The 18714-nt window shown below is 53.3% G+C and carries 22 protein-coding genes, 1 tRNA gene and 1 pseudogene; 11 read left to right on the top strand and 13 right to left on the bottom strand.

Translation table 11 applies throughout. From position 1 onward, the window contains the following. The 3 genes from RT018_RS07290 to RT018_RS07280 all read right to left on the bottom strand — a co-directional run. On the bottom strand, positions 1-1086 hold a 1086-nt coding region (locus RT018_RS07290; RefSeq protein WP_312940615.1), incomplete at its 3' end, for a pyridoxal phosphate-dependent aminotransferase. A gap of 233 nt (positions 1087-1319) precedes the next feature. Then, entirely contained in the window at positions 1320-3914 is a 2595-nt protein-coding gene (locus RT018_RS07285; protein WP_312940613.1) for a DNA translocase FtsK, read from the bottom strand. Between the two features lie 43 nt (positions 3915-3957). Then, positions 3958-4803, bottom strand: coding sequence for an undecaprenyl-diphosphate phosphatase (locus tag RT018_RS07280; protein ID WP_312940611.1), 846 nt, complete (start codon positions 4801-4803; stop codon positions 3958-3960). A 282-nt stretch (positions 4804-5085) separates the two neighbouring features. Between RT018_RS07280 and RT018_RS07275 the strand changes: the two genes are divergently transcribed. The 4 genes from RT018_RS07275 to RT018_RS07260 all read left to right on the top strand — a co-directional run bounded on the left by RT018_RS07275 (position 5086) and on the right by RT018_RS07260 (position 6603). Continuing rightward, positions 5086-5349, top strand: a complete 264-nt coding sequence (locus tag RT018_RS07275) for a hypothetical protein (protein ID WP_312940609.1) — start codon at positions 5086-5088, stop codon at positions 5347-5349. A gap of 109 nt (positions 5350-5458) precedes the next feature. Then, positions 5459-6148, top strand: a complete 690-nt coding sequence (locus RT018_RS07270; protein WP_312940606.1) for a replication initiation factor domain-containing protein — start codon at positions 5459-5461, stop codon at positions 6146-6148. Positions 6149-6157: 9 nt separating this feature from the next. Next, the gene (locus RT018_RS07265) at positions 6158-6469 is read left to right on the top strand and encodes a hypothetical protein (RefSeq protein WP_312940603.1); all 312 of its coding nucleotides are present in this window, start codon (positions 6158-6160) and stop codon (positions 6467-6469) included. A gap of 59 nt (positions 6470-6528) precedes the next feature. Next, positions 6529-6603, top strand: a tRNA-Glu gene (locus RT018_RS07260). 40 nt (positions 6604-6643) lie between these two features. Here the strand turns inward: RT018_RS07260 and RT018_RS07255 are convergent. Then, a complete protein-coding gene (locus tag RT018_RS07255) occupies positions 6644-6826 on the bottom strand; it encodes a hypothetical protein (RefSeq protein ID WP_312613215.1) in 183 nt (60 codons plus the stop codon). A 21-nt stretch (positions 6827-6847) separates the two neighbouring features. Beyond that, positions 6848-7069 (bottom strand): hypothetical protein, encoded by a 222-nt coding sequence (locus tag RT018_RS07250; RefSeq protein WP_312613217.1) that lies wholly within the window; start codon positions 7067-7069, stop codon positions 6848-6850. A gap of 54 nt (positions 7070-7123) precedes the next feature. Here RT018_RS07250 and RT018_RS07245 point away from each other — a divergent pair, with 54 nt between their 5' ends. The 7 genes from RT018_RS07245 to RT018_RS07215 all read left to right on the top strand — a co-directional run bounded on the left by RT018_RS07245 (position 7124) and on the right by RT018_RS07215 (position 12363). Then, positions 7124-10237 (top strand): hypothetical protein, encoded by a 3114-nt coding sequence (locus tag RT018_RS07245; protein WP_312940599.1) that lies wholly within the window; start codon positions 7124-7126, stop codon positions 10235-10237. A gap of 65 nt (positions 10238-10302) precedes the next feature. Beyond that, positions 10303-10443 (top strand): hypothetical protein, encoded by a 141-nt coding sequence (locus RT018_RS07240; RefSeq protein WP_312940596.1) that lies wholly within the window; start codon positions 10303-10305, stop codon positions 10441-10443. A gap of 11 nt (positions 10444-10454) precedes the next feature. Continuing rightward, positions 10455-10697, top strand: a complete 243-nt coding sequence (locus RT018_RS07235; RefSeq protein WP_312940594.1) for a hypothetical protein — start codon at positions 10455-10457, stop codon at positions 10695-10697. Further along, positions 10694-11230 carry a hypothetical protein gene (locus RT018_RS07230; RefSeq protein ID WP_312940592.1) on the top strand — a complete coding sequence of 179 codons (537 nt, stop codon included), beginning with the start codon at positions 10694-10696 and terminating at the stop codon, positions 11228-11230. The genes RT018_RS07235 and RT018_RS07230 overlap by 4 nt, the downstream gene beginning before the upstream one ends. After that, positions 11227-11364: a hypothetical protein gene (locus tag RT018_RS07225; RefSeq protein WP_312940589.1), complete on the top strand. Its 138-nt coding sequence runs from the start codon at positions 11227-11229 to the stop codon at positions 11362-11364. Before RT018_RS07230 ends, RT018_RS07225 begins: the two co-directional genes overlap by 4 nt. A gap of 64 nt (positions 11365-11428) precedes the next feature. Further along, entirely contained in the window at positions 11429-11590 is a 162-nt protein-coding gene (locus tag RT018_RS07220) for a hypothetical protein (RefSeq protein ID WP_294852631.1), read from the top strand. 71 nt (positions 11591-11661) lie between these two features. After that, positions 11662-12363, top strand: a complete 702-nt coding sequence (locus RT018_RS07215; RefSeq protein ID WP_312940585.1) for a hypothetical protein — start codon at positions 11662-11664, stop codon at positions 12361-12363. 44 nt (positions 12364-12407) lie between these two features. Here the strand turns inward: RT018_RS07215 and RT018_RS07210 are convergent, their stop codons facing one another. The 8 genes and pseudogenes from RT018_RS07210 to RT018_RS07175 all read right to left on the bottom strand — a co-directional run. Next, positions 12408-13412 (bottom strand): IS30 family transposase, encoded by a 1005-nt coding sequence (locus RT018_RS07210; protein WP_312940582.1) that lies wholly within the window; start codon positions 13410-13412, stop codon positions 12408-12410. 128 nt (positions 13413-13540) lie between these two features. After that, positions 13541-13861, bottom strand: a complete 321-nt coding sequence (locus RT018_RS07205) for a hypothetical protein (RefSeq protein WP_312940580.1) — start codon at positions 13859-13861, stop codon at positions 13541-13543. 103 nt (positions 13862-13964) lie between these two features. Then, entirely contained in the window at positions 13965-14165 is a 201-nt protein-coding gene (locus RT018_RS07200; RefSeq protein WP_312940578.1) for a hypothetical protein, read from the bottom strand. A 575-nt stretch (positions 14166-14740) separates the two neighbouring features. Next, entirely contained in the window at positions 14741-15415 is a 675-nt protein-coding gene (gene rnc, locus RT018_RS07195) for a ribonuclease III (RefSeq protein ID WP_312940576.1), read from the bottom strand. A gap of 57 nt (positions 15416-15472) precedes the next feature. Beyond that, positions 15473-15721: an acyl carrier protein gene (gene acpP, locus RT018_RS07190; protein WP_312940575.1), complete on the bottom strand. Its 249-nt coding sequence runs from the start codon at positions 15719-15721 to the stop codon at positions 15473-15475. A gap of 70 nt (positions 15722-15791) precedes the next feature. Continuing rightward, positions 15792-16823, bottom strand: coding sequence for a phosphate acyltransferase PlsX (gene plsX / locus RT018_RS07185; protein ID WP_312940573.1), 1032 nt, complete (start codon positions 16821-16823; stop codon positions 15792-15794). 41 nt (positions 16824-16864) lie between these two features. Further along, complete coding sequence (gene trmFO / locus RT018_RS07180) at positions 16865-18172, bottom strand: methylenetetrahydrofolate--tRNA-(uracil(54)-C(5))-methyltransferase (FADH(2)-oxidizing) TrmFO (RefSeq protein WP_312940618.1); 1308 nt, start codon at positions 18170-18172, stop codon at positions 16865-16867. A gap of 68 nt (positions 18173-18240) precedes the next feature. Continuing rightward, positions 18241-18714: pseudogene (locus RT018_RS07175) on the bottom strand (hypothetical protein); the annotation flags it as partial.

Below are 18714 nucleotides of genomic sequence, written 5' to 3'. Positions count from 1 at the left end.
GCCGGGCGTGGCATAGAACCCCTCGCCGGGGGCAAACATCACGGTGTCGCCCTTATCTTCAAAGTGCTCCAAGAGCCACTGCTGGAAGGTATCGGTATTGTCCACAGGGAGCTTTGCCATGATGTAAAACGCACCCTTAGGGCATTCGCACACCACACCGGGGATTTTCGCAAGCCCTTCCATGCAGGTGTCGCGGCGCTTTTTATACTCGTCCCGCACGGAGGCGAAATAGTCCGGTCCAACGGTGTACAGCGCGGCGGCGCCCACCTGATCCAGCGTGGCGGAGCACAGACGGCCCTGACAATATTTCATGGCGTGGGACATCAAATCCTTGTTGCGGGATATAAGCACGCCCACGCGGGCGCCGCAGGCGGAAAACCGCTTGGAAACGGAGTCCACCACAATGACGTTCTCCGCCGCGTCCTCAAACTCCAGCATGGTGGCAAGACCCTCGCCGCCGTAAACAAACTCGCGGTACACCTCGTCGCCGATGACAAACAGATTGTGCTCTTTGGCAATGTCCACAATCAGCCGCATCTCGTCGTGGCTCAGCACCACACCGGTGGGGTTGCCGGGATTCGTCACCAGGATGGCCCGGGTATGCTCGTTGATTTCCGCCTCGATTCTGTCCCGATCAGCATAGCGATAGCCTTCCTCCGGGGTGGTGGGAATGGGATGAATCACGCCGCCGGTGACGCGGGTGAAGGTGTTGTAGTTGGGGTAAAAGGGCTCCGGAATCAGGATTTCGTCCCCGTCATCCAGAATGCACTCCAAAACCATTTCCAGCGCTTCACTGCCGCCGGTGGCGGCCAGAAGATCGCCAGGAGCCAGCTTAATTCCAAGCTTTGCATAATAGCCGCGGACCGCCTCTAAGAATGAGGGAATACCGGGAGAGGGTGCATACTCCAAAACGGGCTGAGTAAAGCCCTTCACCGCGTCAAAAAAGGCGGCGGGAGTTTCAATGTCCGGCTGACCAATATTCAGGTGATAGATTTTGCGTCCCTTGGCTTCCGCCGCCACTGCAAAGGGGTGGAACTTTCGCATGGGGGACAATCCACATTTTTCGATCTTGGTCGAAAATTTCATGACGGGATACCTCCTTTACATTTTCCAATTACCGCTGCAAGTTTCCTGATTCACTCATTCTATGCGCCTTTTTACGGGATGTCAACAGATACCTGTCCTTTCCCGCCCTTTAAATCATATAACATTTTGCACAATATACCACTGGTATCCCAAGTTTAAATTGTGCATTTTTTAACAATTCAGCGATTCAACCCACAGTGGATCACTCTCCGTAGGCTGGCCTGTTTAAATCGTCACCCCTCGTCCTCGGTACCTTCGTCGAAGGGCGGCTCGTCAGATGGCGGCAGTGCGGCTGCGCCGCCCATTTGCTGCTCTTGCCACGCCTGCCTGCTGATTAAAAGCTGCCGGGGCTTGGACCCTTCAAAGGGACCCACGATTCCCCTCTGCTCCATCTGGTCCACCAGACGGGCGGCCCGGGAATAGCCCAACTTCAGCCTGCGCTGAAGCATGGAAACGGAAGCCTGCCCCGTCTCCAGCACCACGTCTACGGCGGCGGGCAGAAGCTCGTCACCCTCGTCCTGGGAAGAATCCGACGCGGACGCGCCCTTGCTACCCGCGGATTTTTCCTTCTCCTGCACGTTTTCCTCGATTTTCTGCATAACCTCGTCGGAATAATGGGCCTCGCCGCTCTGCTTGGCAAATTCCACCACGCGATCAATCTCCTCCGGGCTGATAAAGCAGCCTTGCACCCGGGTGGGCTTGCCGGAGCCAAGAGGCGCATACAGCATGTCGCCCCGGCCCACCAGCTTTTCTGCGCCCTGCGTATCCAAAATGATGCGGGATTCCAGCGCCGACGCTACCGCAAAAGCAATGCGGCTGGGAATATTCGCCTTCATAATACCGGTGATCACGTCGGCGGATGGGCGCTGGGTGGCGATGACCAGATGCATTCCAGCGGCACGGCCCATCTGGGCCACGCGACAGATGGACTCCTCCACCTCTTTGGCCGCCACCAGCATCAAGTCCGCCAGCTCGTCGATGACCACCACCACGGAGGGCAGGGTCGTTAACTCCTCGTTGGTACGTGCCAGCGCGTTATACCCCTTCAGGTCCTTTACGTTGTTCTCCGAGAAGAGCTTATACCGCTTCATCATTTCATACACGGCCCACTGAAGCGCACCGGCAGCCTTTTTTGGGTCTGTCACCACGGGAATCAGCAGGTGGGGAATGCCATTATAGGGAGCCAGCTCCACCATTTTGGGGTCCACCATGATAAAGCGCACCTCGTCGGGGCTGGACTTGTACATCAGGCTGACAATCAGCGAGTTGGTACAAACGGATTTGCCGGAGCCGGTGGTTCCAGCGATGAGCACGTGGGGCAGGCGCGCGATATCTCCCACGATGCAGTGTCCGCCTATGTCCTTGCCCACCGAGAAGGCCACGCTGGATTTGTGATTTGCAAAGTTGTCCGACTCCACCACGTCTCGAATTAGGACGGAGGACACATGACGGTTCGGCACCTCGATGCCAACTACGGAAATTTTGTTGGGAATGGGGGCGATGCGCACGCCGGATGCTCCCAGCGCCAAGGCGATGTCATCCGCCAAGTTTGTGATTTTGGAAAGCTTTACGCCTTGATCCAGCACAAATTCGTACCGGGTGACGGTGGGGCCGTGGACCACCTCGCCCGGGGCAGCCTCCACGCCGAAGCTCTTCAGTGTCTCGCCAAGACGGCGGGCGTTGTTCCGCAGTTCGGCTCCCGCCTCCGTAAAGTCTCCGCCCTGATTTTCATCCAGCAGGGTGATGGACGGGAACTGATAGCTCCCCTCCCCGGAGGACAGGGCATCCTCAATCTGTGCCGTGACCTCGGCGGTAGCCGCGGCCACCGCCTTAGCGGCGGAGCCGGGTTTTTCAGCCGCAGGGGCAGGCGCAGGAGTCGCAGCCGGAGTTGGCGCAGGCGAGAAGACCGCCGCCACAGCGGGCGCAGGTGTTGCCGCCGGTTCCGGCGCGGAAATCGGCTCCGGAATCGCCACGGGGATTGCAGACGGAACCTGCACCGACTGGGCCTGCGGCTTAGCGGCCTTTTCTGCCTCCTCGGTCAGAAGCTGGTCGGGGGTAAGCTGCTGATCGGATTTCTGACGGAAGAAACCGTGGAGCAGGCCGGACCGTTTCTCCTGCGCGGGCCGCTGTTCGCCGTCCAGTGGAATGTCGATGGTGCGGCGCGCGCCACCTCTCTCTCTCTGCCCTTCAACGGGAATGGCAGGGATGACGGGGGCAGGCCGGGGCGCAGGCTCCGGCTCCGGCTCATACCGAAGGCGGCTGCGGCGCTTTTCCAGCAGGCTCTTGGGCGTGATGCGCAGGGCCGCCATCAATACGGCAAGAAAGCACACCCCAAATATTACGATAGAGGCAGCCCTTGAAAAGGCCGTCACTGCTCCCACAGCAAGAAGGCCAGAAACCGCACCGCCGGATTTAAGCGCCCCGCCAGAGCTCCAAAGCAGCTTCAAAATGCCTTTCACCAACTCATAGCCGTCCCGCAGCAGGACCATGTGGGCCAGAGAGCCGAACAAGAGCGGCAGCAGCAGCGCGCAGATGGTCCGCAGGGCAACTGGCCGTCCGTGATGAATCAGCAGGATAAGGCCTGCCAGCACCAGCGCCGGAGCACATAGCCAATAGCCATAGCCAAACAGCCCCTTCAGCAGCGTGGAAAACCAGTCGATAAAAATGGCGTCGGCGCCAAAATAGCTCACCGCCACGCACAGCGACAGCAACAGGCAAACCGCGCCCCCCACCTCCCGGCGGATGGGCCGCTTCTCTGTTCGGGCCGGTTTTTTCCGGCCTCCCGAGGATTTTTTCGTCCCGCTTCTTTTTGTCGTGGTACTGGCCACACTGGTACCTCCCTTTGCTCAGTCTTTTGTAAATGTATTGAAATCAGGCAGTGGCGTTTTTGACGAAGACCATTATCAGCGTCAGAATTCCTGCCGCCCAGCAGTAATAAGCGAACCAGCCGAATTTGCCCTTATCCGCAATCATTTTCAGCAGGCGAATGCAGGCATATCCCACCAAAGCCGCCACCAGAACACCCGCCAGATACATCGGAACCTCCGCCCATACAACGCCAGCCTTCACCGCGCCCCGCAAGGTCAGGATATTGGCACCCAGCACGGCTGGAATGGACATCAGGAACGAATATCGAACGGCAAACTTCCGCTCGAAACCTAGGCAGCACCCTGTGGAAATGGTGGTTCCGGAGCGAGAAAGCCCCGGGCAGGTGGCCAAGGCCTGTGCAACGCCCACCAGCAGCACATCCAGCACAGTGGCGCTGCGTTCTGCCTTGCGCCCACGGCGCACCCGGTCGCTGGCAAACAGCAGACAGCCGGTGACAAGCAAGGCTCCCGCCACAACGTAGATATTGCTGGACAAGCCCTCAATCCAATCCTTCATGGGAAGCACCGCAAACAGGGGAAGGGTTCCCACGATGATCAGAAAAATCATTCGCCGGGCCGGAGGCAGGGGCGTGGGCGTGGTGCGGTGGACCAAGTCCCCCATCCCGAGGAACAGCTCCCGCACCATGGCCTTGATATCTTCCCAATAGGCCGCAACCACGGCGGCCAGCGTGCCCAGATGCAACAGCACGTCAAAAAATTCCGGTGGGGTCCCGATGCCGGCCTCTCCCAACAAATATTCCGCGATGGCCAGATGGCCGGAACTGGATATGGGCAGAAATTCCGACACGCCCTGAATCAGCCCCAGGACGACAGATGTCAACAGTGACAAAAGCTCACTCTCCTTCTATGTGTGGGAACATTTCTTTCTGATTCCCGCGCTGCCCGCGGGAGGGCGGCTCTCAGCAGCGCCGCTTTTCAACGCCGCCGGAAAGCCCATTTAGAATTATAAGTATACCACGCTGATCCGAAAAATTCCAGTCATATTTGCGTTCTATCTGGTCAGGGCAAGTTCTAATATGTAATTGGACAAGCGGTTTCCAGCTTATGGAATGTCCGCTTGTCCATATTTTATAACCGGATACCAACCGGTCAATGTATGGAGGTACATTCCATGGAAGAAAAGACGTTTGTAGGTTTTGGCTACGGCAGGTTCCAGACTGACAGCGGGGAAATGAAGGATTACTGCAACGTGTTCATGCTGGAGGACTTCAACGGCATGGAGAGCAACGATTATCATTTTTGCGGTCAAAAGGCCGTTAAGTATGGTTGTGGTTCTCCCACCGTTTGGAAGGACATTAAACCCGGTACGCGCGTTCAGTGCTACTTTGATTCCCGCAAGAAGATTTCCTACATGGTTCCTGTTAGCAAGGCGTAAGCACGCTTTGTGGCCCAAATAAAGCGGTGCGGGGTAGCTCCCCGCACCGTGCCCCCCCCCGCTAACAGGGGGGCACTACCTACAATAGAAGCTGAGGGGGCGTTCTAGGGTGGATAGCACAAAAGCGGAAAACATTGTCCTGTATGACTGGCTTTCCTTTACAAGCAAGGTTCATAGCCCTGACGCGTTAATATCGGCGCTGGGTCTTTCTCATGTCCCATGGACAGAGACGAAAGGCGCACGGGGCTATAAGGACCGAAAATATTTTTCCTGTATCAGCATCCATTACAACGGACGTGCTGATATGGGTGTATGGGTGGAAATGTCCGGGCAAGGTTGCCGTACTTTTGAATCGCTTTCAAAGGTCGACTGGGACAGTCTTTTCAAATTCATTCGTGATAACACTTTGAAAATTACTCGCCTTGACGTGGCCTTTGACGATCACACCGGCCTTTTAAATATCCGGCAGATTGTCAACGACACGCAATGCGGTATGTATATCAGCAAGTCGGACTATTGGGAAACGGTGCTTTCTAGCAAAGGCTCCACCGTGCAAATTGGCAGTCCTCAAAGTAAAGTCCTGATTCGGATTTATGACAAAGCCGCAGAGCGTGGCTATTCCTCTGACGTGCATTGGGTTCGTGTTGAAATTCAGCTTCGGGATGATAGGGCGGTACAGTTTACAAAAATCCCTCTTCCCATTGGACCGGCTTTCGCCGGTGTGGTTTTGAACTATCTCCGATACATAGAACCGGCAGAGGATGCGAATAAGTGGCGCTGGCCCATGACAGATTACTAGGCCGCTCTGGTGGGTGCTGCGGAACGTATCAGCGTTTATCAGGCTCCGGGCATGGAGTACAACGAGGAACGATGCAAGTGGTATGTAATCAATCAGGCGGGGAACCCCATTGATGCTTGTATCAAAATGTACGGCATTGAAGAGTTTGTAAACATGATTGAAAACCGGGAAACCAAGAAAAACCCAAAATACGATTTGATGATTCAGCAGCATAAATTTGAGGTTCTTGCAAACAAAGTGGATTTTTACTTTGGCAGTAAGGGCAATGCAAAGCAGGACGATGAAGTATTCTATTTTGTTCCTCCTGCAATTTCCCCTTAATGTAACACAGTTTACTGCCTGGGGCGAGCTGGCTACGGTGGTGGATTGTGTTACAGATATGGCGGGGTCGTCTAAAGGCAGGATACAAGGCTCTCAACCTTGAGATGGTGGTTCGATTCCATCCCCCGCAACCAAAAAAAGAACAAGCCCCATTCAGGCTTGTCCTCTTAAATACTATCCGATTTTCTCTAGGTCTTTTCTAAATTTCTGGGAGGCTGACAGCGTTTTCTGGAGGGTGCGTTTTTCGTCACCGCTCATTTTCCCATCATCCTGTAACGCCGCCAATTGGCACGCCGTTTCAAAGTTCCTCGTGAGATGAATCATATTCGATATCTGGGCGGTTATCTGACTGTTCATAATAGCCCTCCTTGAAATCGCTTAAAGCGTATTTTTATTGGAGAAGTATTTATAAGCTTTGAATAGTACAGCAAAAAGCAAAAAGCAAATGGCAGCGGCAGCTATTGGGATAGTATAAAGTCCCAGCATGAGGATGAAAGGCCAGAAGCAGTATATCGCCATTAATATAACAGCAATTATTACACTATTCACAATCCATTTTTGAAGCTTGAACAGCTTTAGCCTTTTTTCAACGTTTTTCATGTCTCTTCCTCCCCGCAATTTTCTATATATTACCATGAAAGGCTGTGTATTGCAATGGGAACCAAGCTCTATTCTCGTATTATTGCAGGCTTTTTGGTAGTCGTTATATCTTTTTCGGTTATTTGTGCTCCTGTTGCGGCATCCGATTTTGACCTTACGCCGGATACTGCATCCGTGGGACTTTGGTCAACATCTATTAAAAGCCCTGCAAACACTATTTTGCAAGCCTTGGCTGGGGCCTTTAACCTTCCTGTTGATTACAACGGTGTTTTTTGGTATTTGATGAATAGCGCAGTGGGTAAAACCGGGCCGCAGTCTCTTGATTATATGAATGATCTGTTACAGCGTTATAAACAGGCATTTAATTCCGAATATTACGACAGCATATGGCAGACCGTTCTAAAAAACTCTCAGGCTTTGGGCCGTCAGTCCTTTGCCTCCTGCTTTTTCGCTCAGGGCTTTCTGGATTTTGAACTTGTGCAGCAGTCTGGTTCGGGTCTTCTGCGCATCCGTGAAAAGAATAGCGGGCGCTGGGTGGTTAACTCTGCGGGTGAGTATCCCTATTGTGAAGGCGGTTCCAAGGCATCCACCTTTGGCGGCAACAAGTGGCTAGGTGACCGCAGCGCTTCCACTGCTAAGGTCAACATGAAAACGCTGGATGCGCTGAATCTCATGTGCATTAAAATCAAAGAATCTGGCATTCCTGCTGAAATTCGGATGCTGGGTACAAACTATAAGGCTATTTGGTGGAATCGGCAGTATTACGCCGATTCGGAAGGCCGTCCGTTCGTGGCCTATGTCAACGAGGGCCAAGCCGCGATTAACCAGCCCCGTCCGGATACCTCCGCAACGGATGAAACCGGCGAGGTGATAGACAATTCTGACAACAGTACAAACATTGACCTGTCCGGCATGACCATTACGCTCCCTGACGGCACTATACAAGTAGCGGATGCCGTTATTTATGACGAGAGCAATAAAACCTATTACATTGACAGCCACGATACTACCAACTATAACATCACGTACAATTACAGTTGGACGTATCACATCAACTATACCAGTATTACCTATATCGGCCAGACGGAGCAATATGACAAGTATTACGAGGTCTATTATGAACTGCCTGATGGTCGAGACAGCGCCGATTTGACCGCTGAGGAATTGGAACAGCTTGATTTCAATATTGACGTTGTGGGCTATGGTAGGTCAGCGGATGATACCTCTCTCCGGGCCTTATATCATTTTGACGGCGATACCAGAGACAGCAGCTATTGGAATTATACAACTGATTTCGTTTGGCTTTCAGGTGCTAGCCTGACTTATATGGATGCCGGTGTTTTCAATGGTGCGCTTTATCTGGACGAAAAAGAACATACTTTTCTTATGCGTTTACCGTCTAATATCGGAAACGGTGATTTTACCATGCAGTTTCGATATTATCAAAGTTACACTCCTACACCTCAATCGGGTTCTTCTGGAATTGCTTTTTATACTCGTAAAGATTATTCTGCTGCAACTTTCCCTTTGTCATTTAATGGTTCGGCTATCAGTTCACCCGCTGGTGCACTGGCAGCTTATTCTACCGGCCAGTGGAATGAAATTTGCGTTCAGCGTTATAACGGAGTTGTTTATTATTTCCTCAACGGTGTTTTAGTTGGTTCGTATTCTGACTCTTCGTTTTTTTACGATAGAGTTTGGTTTGGCTTTATGGAGAATCAGCAGACCTATAAATATCTGGACGAGTTCCGTTTTGTGAATAAGGCGCTGTATGGGACCTCTGGCTATACGCCATCCTCCGTCCCCTTCGATACCAACTTGACTTTGGTTCTCCCCGATTCCACCAAGCCCGTAGCAGACGAATATTGGTCTTGGGATACGACGATACCGCCGCTTTATAAGTACGATATGGTTAACAACAATAACGCGACTCCGTTTCGGGACAGTTTTATGCTTGGTGCTAATTACTATGGTACCGTGTCCGAAGAGTGTTTGACATTGCCCAGCGGAAAAGCTTGCATGTATATGCCATATGAGTTTTTGGGCGGCTATAGAGGTCCGTTTACTTTTTCGGTGGTAACAAAATCCGGTCAAATATGTCCTGTTACGTTAAATTTCCCAGAAAACATTAATTCTGACTTTTTCGATCAGAAAACTGCTACTTTTGATTGGGGTTCCATAACAGTTTATGCAAGTGCATACGGTTCACGGCTAGGTCTAACTGATGATTGCCATTGGCGGCTATATGCTTATCTGCAAATAAATTCAGGCCAGTCACTTGACCTCGTATATGTAGAACTTTTAAAATCTGCAACTCCTAATACGGGTCATAAATATGTGACGGCAATTGTGCCAGTAACAAACTATGAAAAACCCACGCTGGCTGTCCGCACGGATATTCCCATTACAGGAAAGCAAATCGGCGGCGCTAGGCCTTCACTTCCCACCAAGGGTCTTGTATGGGCCATGGTGGAAAGCGGTGTGATTCGGTCTCTTCAGATTTACAACGGGACTGCGTGGGAAGCTTGTGACGGTCGTATTTTCACCGGCACTCGTTGGATACCGTATAGTGGCTATAACATCATTACGCTAAAAGATTTCTATGACGTTGTGGATGCATCTGGCGATAATTACGAGTATATCTATTCTGAATCCGGCTTTTGGAACTGGTGGCAAAAATCATGGAACGCCTTTACAAACAAGCTCTTTGCAGCGTTAAGCTCTGCCGGGTTTGATGTGGATAGTGGAACCGGACAAAGCGGGAGCCTTTGGAGCCGTATTAAGAACGCCTTTAATAATTCTCTGGGCGTTCTGATAGAATCCCTTTTCGGTCTGATTACCGATGTTTTGAGCGCTCTGCTTTCTTTGGTAACGGATATGCTCTCGTTCTTTTTCGGGTTCCTGACAGATGCAACTGTTACTTCTATCCGGGCGTTTTTCTCCGCTTTTTCGGATAATACATTATTTAATTTTTTCCAGCAGCCGCCCACCGTGGGACCTGATGGGACAGAAACAAGCGGCGGCTACGGTCTGCCGTCCGAGGTTGGCACGGCATTCGGTTTTATCTCCGGGGTGATTATGGTTCTGCCGTCAGACCTCCGCTCCATCCTGTTTTTCGGACTTGCTGTTATGGTGCTGCTAGGTGTGTTCAAGCTGGTGAAAGCGTAACACAATATCGCGTCTGCGCCAGCTGATCCGGCTCGGTAAACTGTGTTACAAATGGAGGGTTTCTAATGTTCCAATCTCTGTTTCTGCTGTTTGGCTGGCTTCCCTCACCGCTGGACCTTATTTTCTTCGGCGCATTCTGTGTCTTTCTTGTGGTGGTGCTGGTGAAGCTGATTGCCGCCATTATCGACATGATACCGTTTTTGTAAGGGAGAGCGCCATGGAGCAGTTGATAGAAATCATTTCATCCCTGTTCGCCAGCTTCTGGGGGCTGTTTACTGGCGTACAGGTCCCTGGCCTTGGAATCTCCTTTGCATCGTGGACAATCGCCCTTGTGCTGGCTGGGCTGTCCATTCGGCTGGTATCCTATGTTTTTGGATTCGGCGGCAGCGGAACCGGCTACCGTTCCGGGCAAAGCCGGAATAAACATATTTCAGATAATCGAAAGAGTGATGAAAAATGAAGCGTTTTTTAGTCCTGCTGATTACCTTGCTTCTGCTGACCGTTCCCGCCATGGCGGACGAACTGCCGGAAGACATAGCGGAAGACGTGGCAACAGAGGAACCAGCAGACCCGGTTATTATTGATACCCAAACAAAGAAGGATAACGGCGTTGTTGTCAATGTCACGATTGCCCAGCCGGAAATACCGACGGAGCCTGTCGGTGAGGATTTGGAAGAAACTGAATCGGCTCTTGTTGAAGATGCTCCGCTTGTTCGGACGTTTTCTGTCTCCTCGCCGGATGTTGTGGCGGCTTTGGAATCTCTGGATGGTTCTGCGGCTATGTCTGATGTTGTGACGGCTGTGCTTGGAGAATACCAGCGGCAGACGTACACCGTTCAGCAGATGGATAGTGAGGGTAATGTAATTTCCTCGTCAACGGAATATGTCCCCGGTCTTGCCGGGTTGGATTATCCGTGGATTGCTGGAGCCGTGCTGTTTGGGTTGCTCCTTGCCGGGTTCCTGCGCCTGATTGGAGGGCTGTTGCGGTTATGAATGCAATGATTGATTTTACCGTTGCCATGCTGCAAGCTCTGGCCGCTTTTCTCGGTTCCGAGCCGGTCATTTACTTATTCGGTATGGTGGTGTTTTGTTTCCTTTGTAAGGGTATTAAAACCCTGATTGCCTGATATCAGCGGCTTTGCCGTGAGATATAAAACATTTTTGAAAGGTGGTTTTACTGAGGCTACTACAATGACAACTTTCCTCGCAAGCATCGGGACGGTGCTTACCTCTGCTGTGGAGTGGATGACTACGGTTGCAGGAGCGGTTATTTCTACTCCTATTCTGCTGGTTCCCTTCGCGCTGGGCCTTGCCTTTACCGGCGTTGGCCTGTTCAAGGCTCTGCGCCATTGAGCGCAAAGGGGGAGGACGCACGCAAGCGGAGCGCGTGCGCCCTCCCCACACTTTATTTATGAGGTGATTCTATGGTCTGGCTGGTCATTTTATATATGCTGTATCGCTGGCTTTGTCCTCCCAAGGTTCCCCATGTTCTCAATGTCTATTTCGGTGTTCCCGGTTCTGGTAAAACTACCTTTGCGGCCTATCTTACAAAGCGGAGCATGCGGCAGTCCCGGGTGATATCATGGGCGCAGAAGCATTCCGGTAAATTCTCTTCGTGGCTGCTGGCATCCCGATTTTTAAAACGCTGTACGTCGGTCTATTCCAATGTCCCCATTACCGGTGCGTTTCAGTTGGAGCCGCAGGCCGATATTGGCAAGTACATGATTTCCGGGGGAAAGGTCATTATTGATGAAGCTGGAATTGAGTATAATAACCGGAATTTTAAGAGCTTCCCCAAAGAAGCTATCTACTGGTATAAGTATCATCGGCACTATGAATGCAGTGTGGATGTGTTCAGCCAGTCTTATGAAGATATGGATATCACGCTAAAACGACTGGCGCAGAATTATTTCGTGGTGAAAAAGTCTCTTATTCCGTTTTGTATCTGCTGCAAGAGCATCAAGCGGAAAATTGGGATTGATGATATCTCCCATCAGATCATAGATAAGTATTATTTCGGCCTGCCTATCATCGGTACAAAATGGGTCTTCTCTCCGCCGCTCTGGAGGCTGTTCAATAGCTATTCTCGGAAGGAACTTCCGAATAAGGCGTGGCCTGTTTGGTAACACAGAATTTTGCTCTGGGCAATCGCAGCTGAAGCTAAAATGTGTTACACGGCAATCTCTTTTGCAAACTCATTCGGGCTGAACCAGCCTAGGGACTTCCGGGGATAGTCGTTCATCCACTCCTGACAGGCTGTAATTTCCCGTTTACTCACCTTGTTAAAATCCGTTCCTTTGGGGAACCAGCGGCGAATCATGCGATTATGATTCTCATTGGTTCCCTTTTCCCATGCCGCATAGCTGTGACAATAGAAAATTGGGCATCTGGCTACGGCTCGTAACTCGTCATATTGGAGAAACTCGGAGCCGTTGTCCGTTGTAATGCTCTTAAACTTTACACCGCTCTTTCTAATGCGCTTTAATGCTTCTCGCACCGTTTCCGCTTTCTTGTTTTCAAGTTTACGTATAATCTCAAATTTCCCGGTGCGTTCTGTCAGGGTCAGCACCGCGCCTTTCCCGCTGGCGCAGGAAACAACCAAATCCATTTCCCAATGTCCCGGTTCTTCCCGGCTGTTGATGAAGTCCGGGCGTGTGGTGATGGAGGGTAAGTCAGGGTGTGCAATTCTCCGCACAGGCTGATACCCGTGCTTCTTTCGTTTGGACTTTTCGATTAAATCCCGGTTGCGCAGGTGGAGAAATACGCCCTTGGTGATGTAACTGTATAGAGTAGTTACGCAAACGCAGGTTTGAAAGCCCTGTTTCCGGGCCTGAGCCAAAGCAGCCGCAGGAGAGAAACGTTTTCGCTTGTCACCGCCGCCCAGCATCTTCTGTTCCAAGAAATCCGCATAGGCCCGGTCATGACCGATTTTCAATGGCCTGCCTTTGGCCGTCTGGGCGTACCTGTGCCGCTGCTCTGCTTTGTGGGCAGAGTAGCGCCACTCGTCGTACCATTCGCAGGTGTGCGTATATTCTCCGGTTTTTAGCTCGTTGTAAATCGTTTGGCGGCAAAAGCCCAATTGCCGGGCAATCTCGGCAACCGGAATCCGATTGCGGCGCATGGCTTCTAACTGTTGCCGTTCATCGTGGGTCATGTAGTGCTGTTTTTTCATCATGCGTTCCTCCACCCAAACGTGAATTTAAAACGTGATATTAAACAGTACCGCCCACGGCTATCCCGTGGGCGGCTTCTCTGTAACACAATATCGCAGCTGCGCCAGCCGGCTGGCGCGGGTGGTTTGTGTTACACTTCCGTTTCCGCGATTTTCTTTGCTCTGCGCTCTACGATGCCAAAATAGTGTTTGGCGCTTTGCAGATCTCTTCCCATCCAGCGTAATTCCTCCGTAGCTTTTTGAAGGTTGTGTAGCCGGTCCCGCTCACGCTCGATAGCTTCTTCAATGCACTGCAAGTCCTTTTTACGGCTTTCCAGCTTGTAAAAACAGAAAAGCACAAGGCTTTCAAATTTCTCATTCAGGCTGTTTCCCTCCTGCGCTTCCAGAATGGCGGCGATTTCATCCGAATAACGGAAGCTGCGGAGGTTGCTTTTGGGGCTATGTCCTCTCATGGTTTTGTCTCCTTTTACGACGTTTTATGGGGCTGGAATGCCTCTGTATGCCCCGATATCTTTGGGCCTGTCTTTTTTCCCGCGGAAAAAAACAGGATAAATGCTAGCTTTCCGCCCGGTATCCGTTCCGTTTCAGGTATGCTTCCGCCTGATGCTCCTGTGAAAAGGTGCGGCTTTGCCGCTTCTGCCTGTCCCGCCCGGTGATGGGCTGACCGTCTGCCGAAAGAACCACGTACCGCAGTTTCCCGTGTTTCTCCACGGGGTTGAAATAGACCGCCTGCCCGATTCCGTTAATCATCTTCATAATCGCCCGTTCCTTCCAAAATAAAGTATTGTGTCTGCAAAAGCAGGGCTTGCCGCTGCTTTTGTTGGCCGCAGGCTTAACCAATTTCTATCGGGGGTCAAGGGGAACGTGGAATAATTCCAGTGCGCACACTGGTGTTATGCCGCGAAAGCCCCTTTACACCTGATTGATATTGGTTAACTTCCTGTCCCGCAGGACACATTATTCTCATCGTCTACGCCGCGGCGTTTCAGACTTTCGGGAGGATAGAGCATTGTAGCACACTCTCGCCCGGCAGCCAGCGTCCACCGACCACCCCTATGTGTTACAAAAAGGCAGCACCGATTAAGATGCTGCCTTTTCTATATTACCATTTTTCTGTAAAATGTCCAAATTCTTCTTGACATTTGCCGTTCTATCTGGTCAGCCGCATTCGGGAAATCCAAGGAAAACCGCTTCCGCATTTCTTCGCCGGCCCGTCCAAGCGTCACTGTAAACACTTCCAAGCCTGCCTCGGAAGCTTCGGGCAAGCCGGGGCGGCGGGTTTCCCCGCCGCCCCAAATGTTCTTTTTGTAGTCTTCAAAGATTTGATTCTTTTAAAGCTTCTCTAAAGCGGCCCGGGCAGCGGACTGCTCCGCCTCTTTCTTGCTGTGGCCGCCGCCCTCGCCCGCCACCGCGCCGTTGAGCAGCACCTCTGCCACAAAGGTCTTGTCGTGGTCAGGGCCGCGCTCTGCCACCATGCGGTAGGCAAGGGTTTGATCCGGCTTGCGCTGAATCAGTTCCTGCAGCTCCGTCTTAAAGTCTCGTCGCCGTTCCTCCACAGCCTCTTCCCGTTCCGCGTCCAAAAGGCACCGGTGAATCAGCGCGGAGGCCGCCTGAATCCCACCGTCCAGATACACGGCGGCAAACACCGCCTCGGTGGCATCCGCCAGAATAGAGGTCCGCTCCCGGCCCCCTCCGGCTTCCTCGCCCTTTCCCAGTTTTAGATAACGACCCAGTTCCAGCTTCCGCGCCACTTCGTACAGGCTCTGCTCGCACACCAAAGCCGCCCGGATGCGGGTCAGATCCCCCTCCGGCAGGTCAGGATGCTGCAAAAACAAAAACTCAGCCGTCACAAAACCCAGCACCGAATCGCCCAAAAACTCCAGCCGCTCGTTGCTGTTCATCCTCCGACCCCGGTGCTCGTTGGCGTAGGAGCTGTGGGTCAGCGCCTCCTCCAGCAGCGGCGGAGCCCGAAAAGTATAACTTAATTTTTTCTCCAAATCCTTCATAAAAGCGCACCCACTCTCTCCCAAAAGGAAACCCCGCTCCGGGCGGGGTTTCCTCTTTTATCTGTTCAGTTTTGCGGCGATATAGCGGACAGCATCCCCCACGGATTTCAGTTCGCTCAGGTCATCTTCCTGAATTTCGCCCACGTCAAACGCCTCTTCCATGGCCATTACCAGTTCCACCAGATCCACAGAATCGGCGCCCAGATCCTCCTCAAAGGAAGTCTCCATGCTCACCTCGTCGGCCTCTTTGGCAAACTGCTCGGCCACCAGATCACGCATTGTCTGAAATACCTCTTCATTCGACATACCAGTCACTCCTCAGGTCACAATTGTTGGAGTAATCATACGGCAGCGCCGCATTTCTGTCAATAGGGTATCAGATTTTTTCCGCCAGATCCATCTGCATCTGCGCAACATTTGCTTCTACATCGGCGATAAATCCGCTTGCGGCAAATTCCGCCGCGCGGCGCACCGCGTTTTGAATCGCCCGCGCGTCAGATCCGCCGTGGGCCTTGATCACTGGCTTGGTAATGCCCAGAAACGGCGTTCCGCCCACCTCTCCGGGATCCATCATCCGCTTGAATTCCGCCATTTTGTCCTTCATCAAAAGCGCAGCCAGCTTCGTCTTTGTCTCGGACAAAAACAGCCCTTTGAGTTCCTTAGACATAAGCTTTGCCGTCCCCTCCAGGGACTTGAGCATCACATTTCCAGTGAAGCCATCCGCCACAATCACGTCCGCTCCGCCCAGCATGGCATCGGAAGCTTCGATATTCCCAATGAAGTGCAGGCGGCCCCCACGGCCCGCTGCCTCCAGAACCGCATAGGCTTCATGGCGCAGGGCATCCCCTTTTTCGCTCTCCGCACCAATGTTCAAAAGACCCACCCGGGGGCGCTCCATTCCCATGACTTTTTGGGCATACAGGCTCCCAAGGAACGCAAATTGCAGCAGATACTCCGCCGTACACTCCGCGTTGGCTCCCGCGTCACACAGAATGGCCTTTCCCCCCAGCACGGGGATTTGCGGGCACAGCGCCGCACGCCGCACGCCCCGGATACGCTTTACCACAAGCGTCGCCCCGGCCAGCAGCGCCCCGGTGGATCCAGCAGAGACAAACCCGTCTCCCAGACCCTCCTTCAGCATGTTCAGCCCCACGGTGAGGGACGAGTCCTTCTTCTTTTTAAACGCTGTGGCGGGATCGTCGGCGATCTCCACCACCTCCGACGCGTCCTTAATCTGCACGCCGGGGGGCAGGGTCTTCTCGCCGCAACCTTCCACAGCCCCCAGCACCTCCGCAGCCCGGCCCACCAGCACGATTTCCGTACCGTAGGCTCTGTGGGCCGCCAGTGCGCCCTTCACAATTTCAACCGGGGCGTTGTCTCCACCCATTGCATCCACGATGATTTTCATGCAGCCATCCCTTTCGCCGCGCCCGCGGGCGCAAAATCTCTCTAGCGGAGCGCCTCATCCCGCAGGCCGTCTATGATATTCAGCGACCGGCGGGAAATCTCCGTATTTTTATCCCGCTTCCCCTTGACCCGGTGGTCCAAAGGCGGCATAATCCCGAAATTGACGTTCATTGGCTGGAACCGGACCACCGACTGATCGCAGATATACAGCCCCAGCGCGCCGATGGCGGTTTCCTGGGGAAAGTCCAGCGGCGGCAGCCCCCGCAGGCGGCGCGTCAGCTCCACCGCCGACAGATATCCACTGGCGCAGGACTCCACGTAGCCCTCCACGCCGGTCATCTGCCCTGCAAATGTAACGCGCGGCTCTTTTTTCAGCCGGTAGTATCGGTCAAGCAACCGGGGCGAGTCCAAAAATGTATTGCGGTGCATTACGCCGTAACGCAAAAACTCCGCGTGATGCAAGGCGGGAATCATAGAAAACACCCGTTTTTGCTCCGGGAACTTCAAATGGGTCTGAAAGCCCACCAGATTGTATACGCTGCCGTCGGCATTGTCCCTTCGAAGCTGCACCACGGCATAGGGCCAGCGCCCGGTGCGGGGATCATCCAGTCCCCGGGGCTTCAGCGGCCCGTAAAGCAGCGTGTCATGCCCCCGGCGGGCCATGACCTCCACGGGCATACAGCCCTCGAATACTTTCTGGTCCTCAAATCCATGAACCGGCGCTTCCTCGGCGGCGGTAAGCGCTTGCCAGAACGCGTCATACTCTTCCTTCGTCATGGGGCAATTGACATAATCCGCAGACCCTTTCCCATACCGGGACCCCAGCCAAGCGTGATCCATGTCCACGCTGTCCGCTGCGATCAGCGGCGCGGCAGCGTCGTAAAAATGCAGGGCGGTGTCCGTGCCTAAAAGCGATTGCAGGCGCTCTGCCAGCGCGTCGGAGGTCAGGGGGCCGGAGGCAACCAGCACCTCGCCCTCGGGAAGCTCCGTCACTTCGCCGGGGACCACGGTGATATTGGGACATGCCTTAATCCGCTCCGTCACCAGCGCGGAAAAGCCCTGACGGTCCACTGCCAGCGCTCCGCCTGCCTCCACTCGGGTTTCGTCGGCACATGCAATCACCAGTGACCCCAGCCGCCGCAGTTCTTCCTTCAAAAGACCAGCGGCGTTTTCCAACTGGTCGCTGCGCAGGGAATTGGAGCAGCACAGCTCCGCGAAATCGTCCGTCACATGGGCAGGATTTTTCTTTTGGGGCTTCATCTCCAAGAGCGTCACATGGACGCCCCGGCGGGCCAACTGCCAGGCGGCTTCGCTTCCGGCAAGGCCCGCTCCGATGACCGATACGTTCATACGTGTGTCCTTTCGCATGCCCGGCACCCGCCTAGGGTGCGCTTCGCGCCAATCTGGCGCGGGGCAAATCAGTTTTCTTCGTCCGAGACTGGTTTTTTCGCCGTCACTTTTTCAGCCGACTTCTTCGTCGCCGTTTTCTTTGCGGCAGGCTTCTTCGTCGCCGCTTTTTTCGCAGCCGTCTTCTTCTCCGCTGTATCCGCCGCCTCAGTCGCAGAAGCAACCGACTTGTTGGTTGTTTTTGCCGGGGCTTTCTTTTTTGCTGCTGCGGTTTCGGATTCTGTCTTTTTTACGGCAGGTTTTTTTGCAGTTGTTTTTTTGGCTGCCGTCTTCTTTGCCGCAGAGCTTTTCACGGTTGCCTTTGCAGCCGTTTTCTTCGCGGCGGGCTTCTTTTCGGCGTCCGCGGCTTCCTTGGCGGACTCGCCGCCCTCGTCGGCGGTTTTCTTGGGATATCCCCGTTGGTCCTCCGGCAGGAAGTTGGAGCAGGCAGGGTTGACGCAATAGGGCCGCTTATACCCTCGTCCGGACCGCTTGAACATGGTCTG

This window comes from Oscillibacter sp., from assembly GCF_032060045.1.
In the GTDB taxonomy this organism is placed as follows: Bacteria; Bacillota; Clostridia; order Oscillospirales; family Oscillospiraceae; genus Oscillibacter.
Note: the sequence above shows the minus strand (reverse complement) of the source record. Positions and strands in the feature narration are given on the sequence as shown.

Excerpts from the sequence above, each read along its gene's own strand:
- RT018_RS07275 (WP_312940609.1), top strand. The coding sequence starts at position 5,086 with ATGGAAGAAAAGACGTTTGTAGGTTTTGGCTACGGCAGGTTCCAGACT.
- RT018_RS07255 (WP_312613215.1), bottom strand. The coding sequence starts at position 6,826 with ATGAACAGTCAGATAACCGCCCAGATATCGAATATGATTCATCTCACG.
- RT018_RS07250 (WP_312613217.1), bottom strand. The coding sequence starts at position 7,069 with ATGAAAAACGTTGAAAAAAGGCTAAAGCTGTTCAAGCTTCAAAAATGG.
- RT018_RS07245 (WP_312940599.1), top strand. The coding sequence starts at position 7,124 with ATGGGAACCAAGCTCTATTCTCGTATTATTGCAGGCTTTTTGGTAGTC.
- RT018_RS07240 (WP_312940596.1), top strand. The coding sequence starts at position 10,303 with ATGTTCCAATCTCTGTTTCTGCTGTTTGGCTGGCTTCCCTCACCGCTG.
- RT018_RS07235 (WP_312940594.1), top strand. The coding sequence starts at position 10,455 with ATGGAGCAGTTGATAGAAATCATTTCATCCCTGTTCGCCAGCTTCTGG.
- RT018_RS07230 (WP_312940592.1), top strand. The coding sequence starts at position 10,694 with ATGAAGCGTTTTTTAGTCCTGCTGATTACCTTGCTTCTGCTGACCGTT.
- RT018_RS07225 (WP_312940589.1), top strand. The coding sequence starts at position 11,227 with ATGAATGCAATGATTGATTTTACCGTTGCCATGCTGCAAGCTCTGGCC.
- RT018_RS07220 (WP_294852631.1), top strand. The coding sequence starts at position 11,429 with ATGACAACTTTCCTCGCAAGCATCGGGACGGTGCTTACCTCTGCTGTG.
- RT018_RS07215 (WP_312940585.1), top strand. The coding sequence starts at position 11,662 with ATGGTCTGGCTGGTCATTTTATATATGCTGTATCGCTGGCTTTGTCCT.
- RT018_RS07210 (WP_312940582.1), bottom strand. The coding sequence starts at position 13,412 with ATGATGAAAAAACAGCACTACATGACCCACGATGAACGGCAACAGTTA.
- RT018_RS07205 (WP_312940580.1), bottom strand. The coding sequence starts at position 13,861 with ATGAGAGGACATAGCCCCAAAAGCAACCTCCGCAGCTTCCGTTATTCG.
- RT018_RS07200 (WP_312940578.1), bottom strand. The coding sequence starts at position 14,165 with ATGAAGATGATTAACGGAATCGGGCAGGCGGTCTATTTCAACCCCGTG.
- rnc (WP_312940576.1), bottom strand. The coding sequence starts at position 15,415 with ATGAAGGATTTGGAGAAAAAATTAAGTTATACTTTTCGGGCTCCGCCG.
- acpP (WP_312940575.1), bottom strand. The coding sequence starts at position 15,721 with ATGTCGAATGAAGAGGTATTTCAGACAATGCGTGATCTGGTGGCCGAG.
- plsX (WP_312940573.1), bottom strand. The coding sequence starts at position 16,823 with ATGAAAATCATCGTGGATGCAATGGGTGGAGACAACGCCCCGGTTGAA.
- trmFO (WP_312940618.1), bottom strand. The coding sequence starts at position 18,172 with ATGAACGTATCGGTCATCGGAGCGGGCCTTGCCGGAAGCGAAGCCGCC.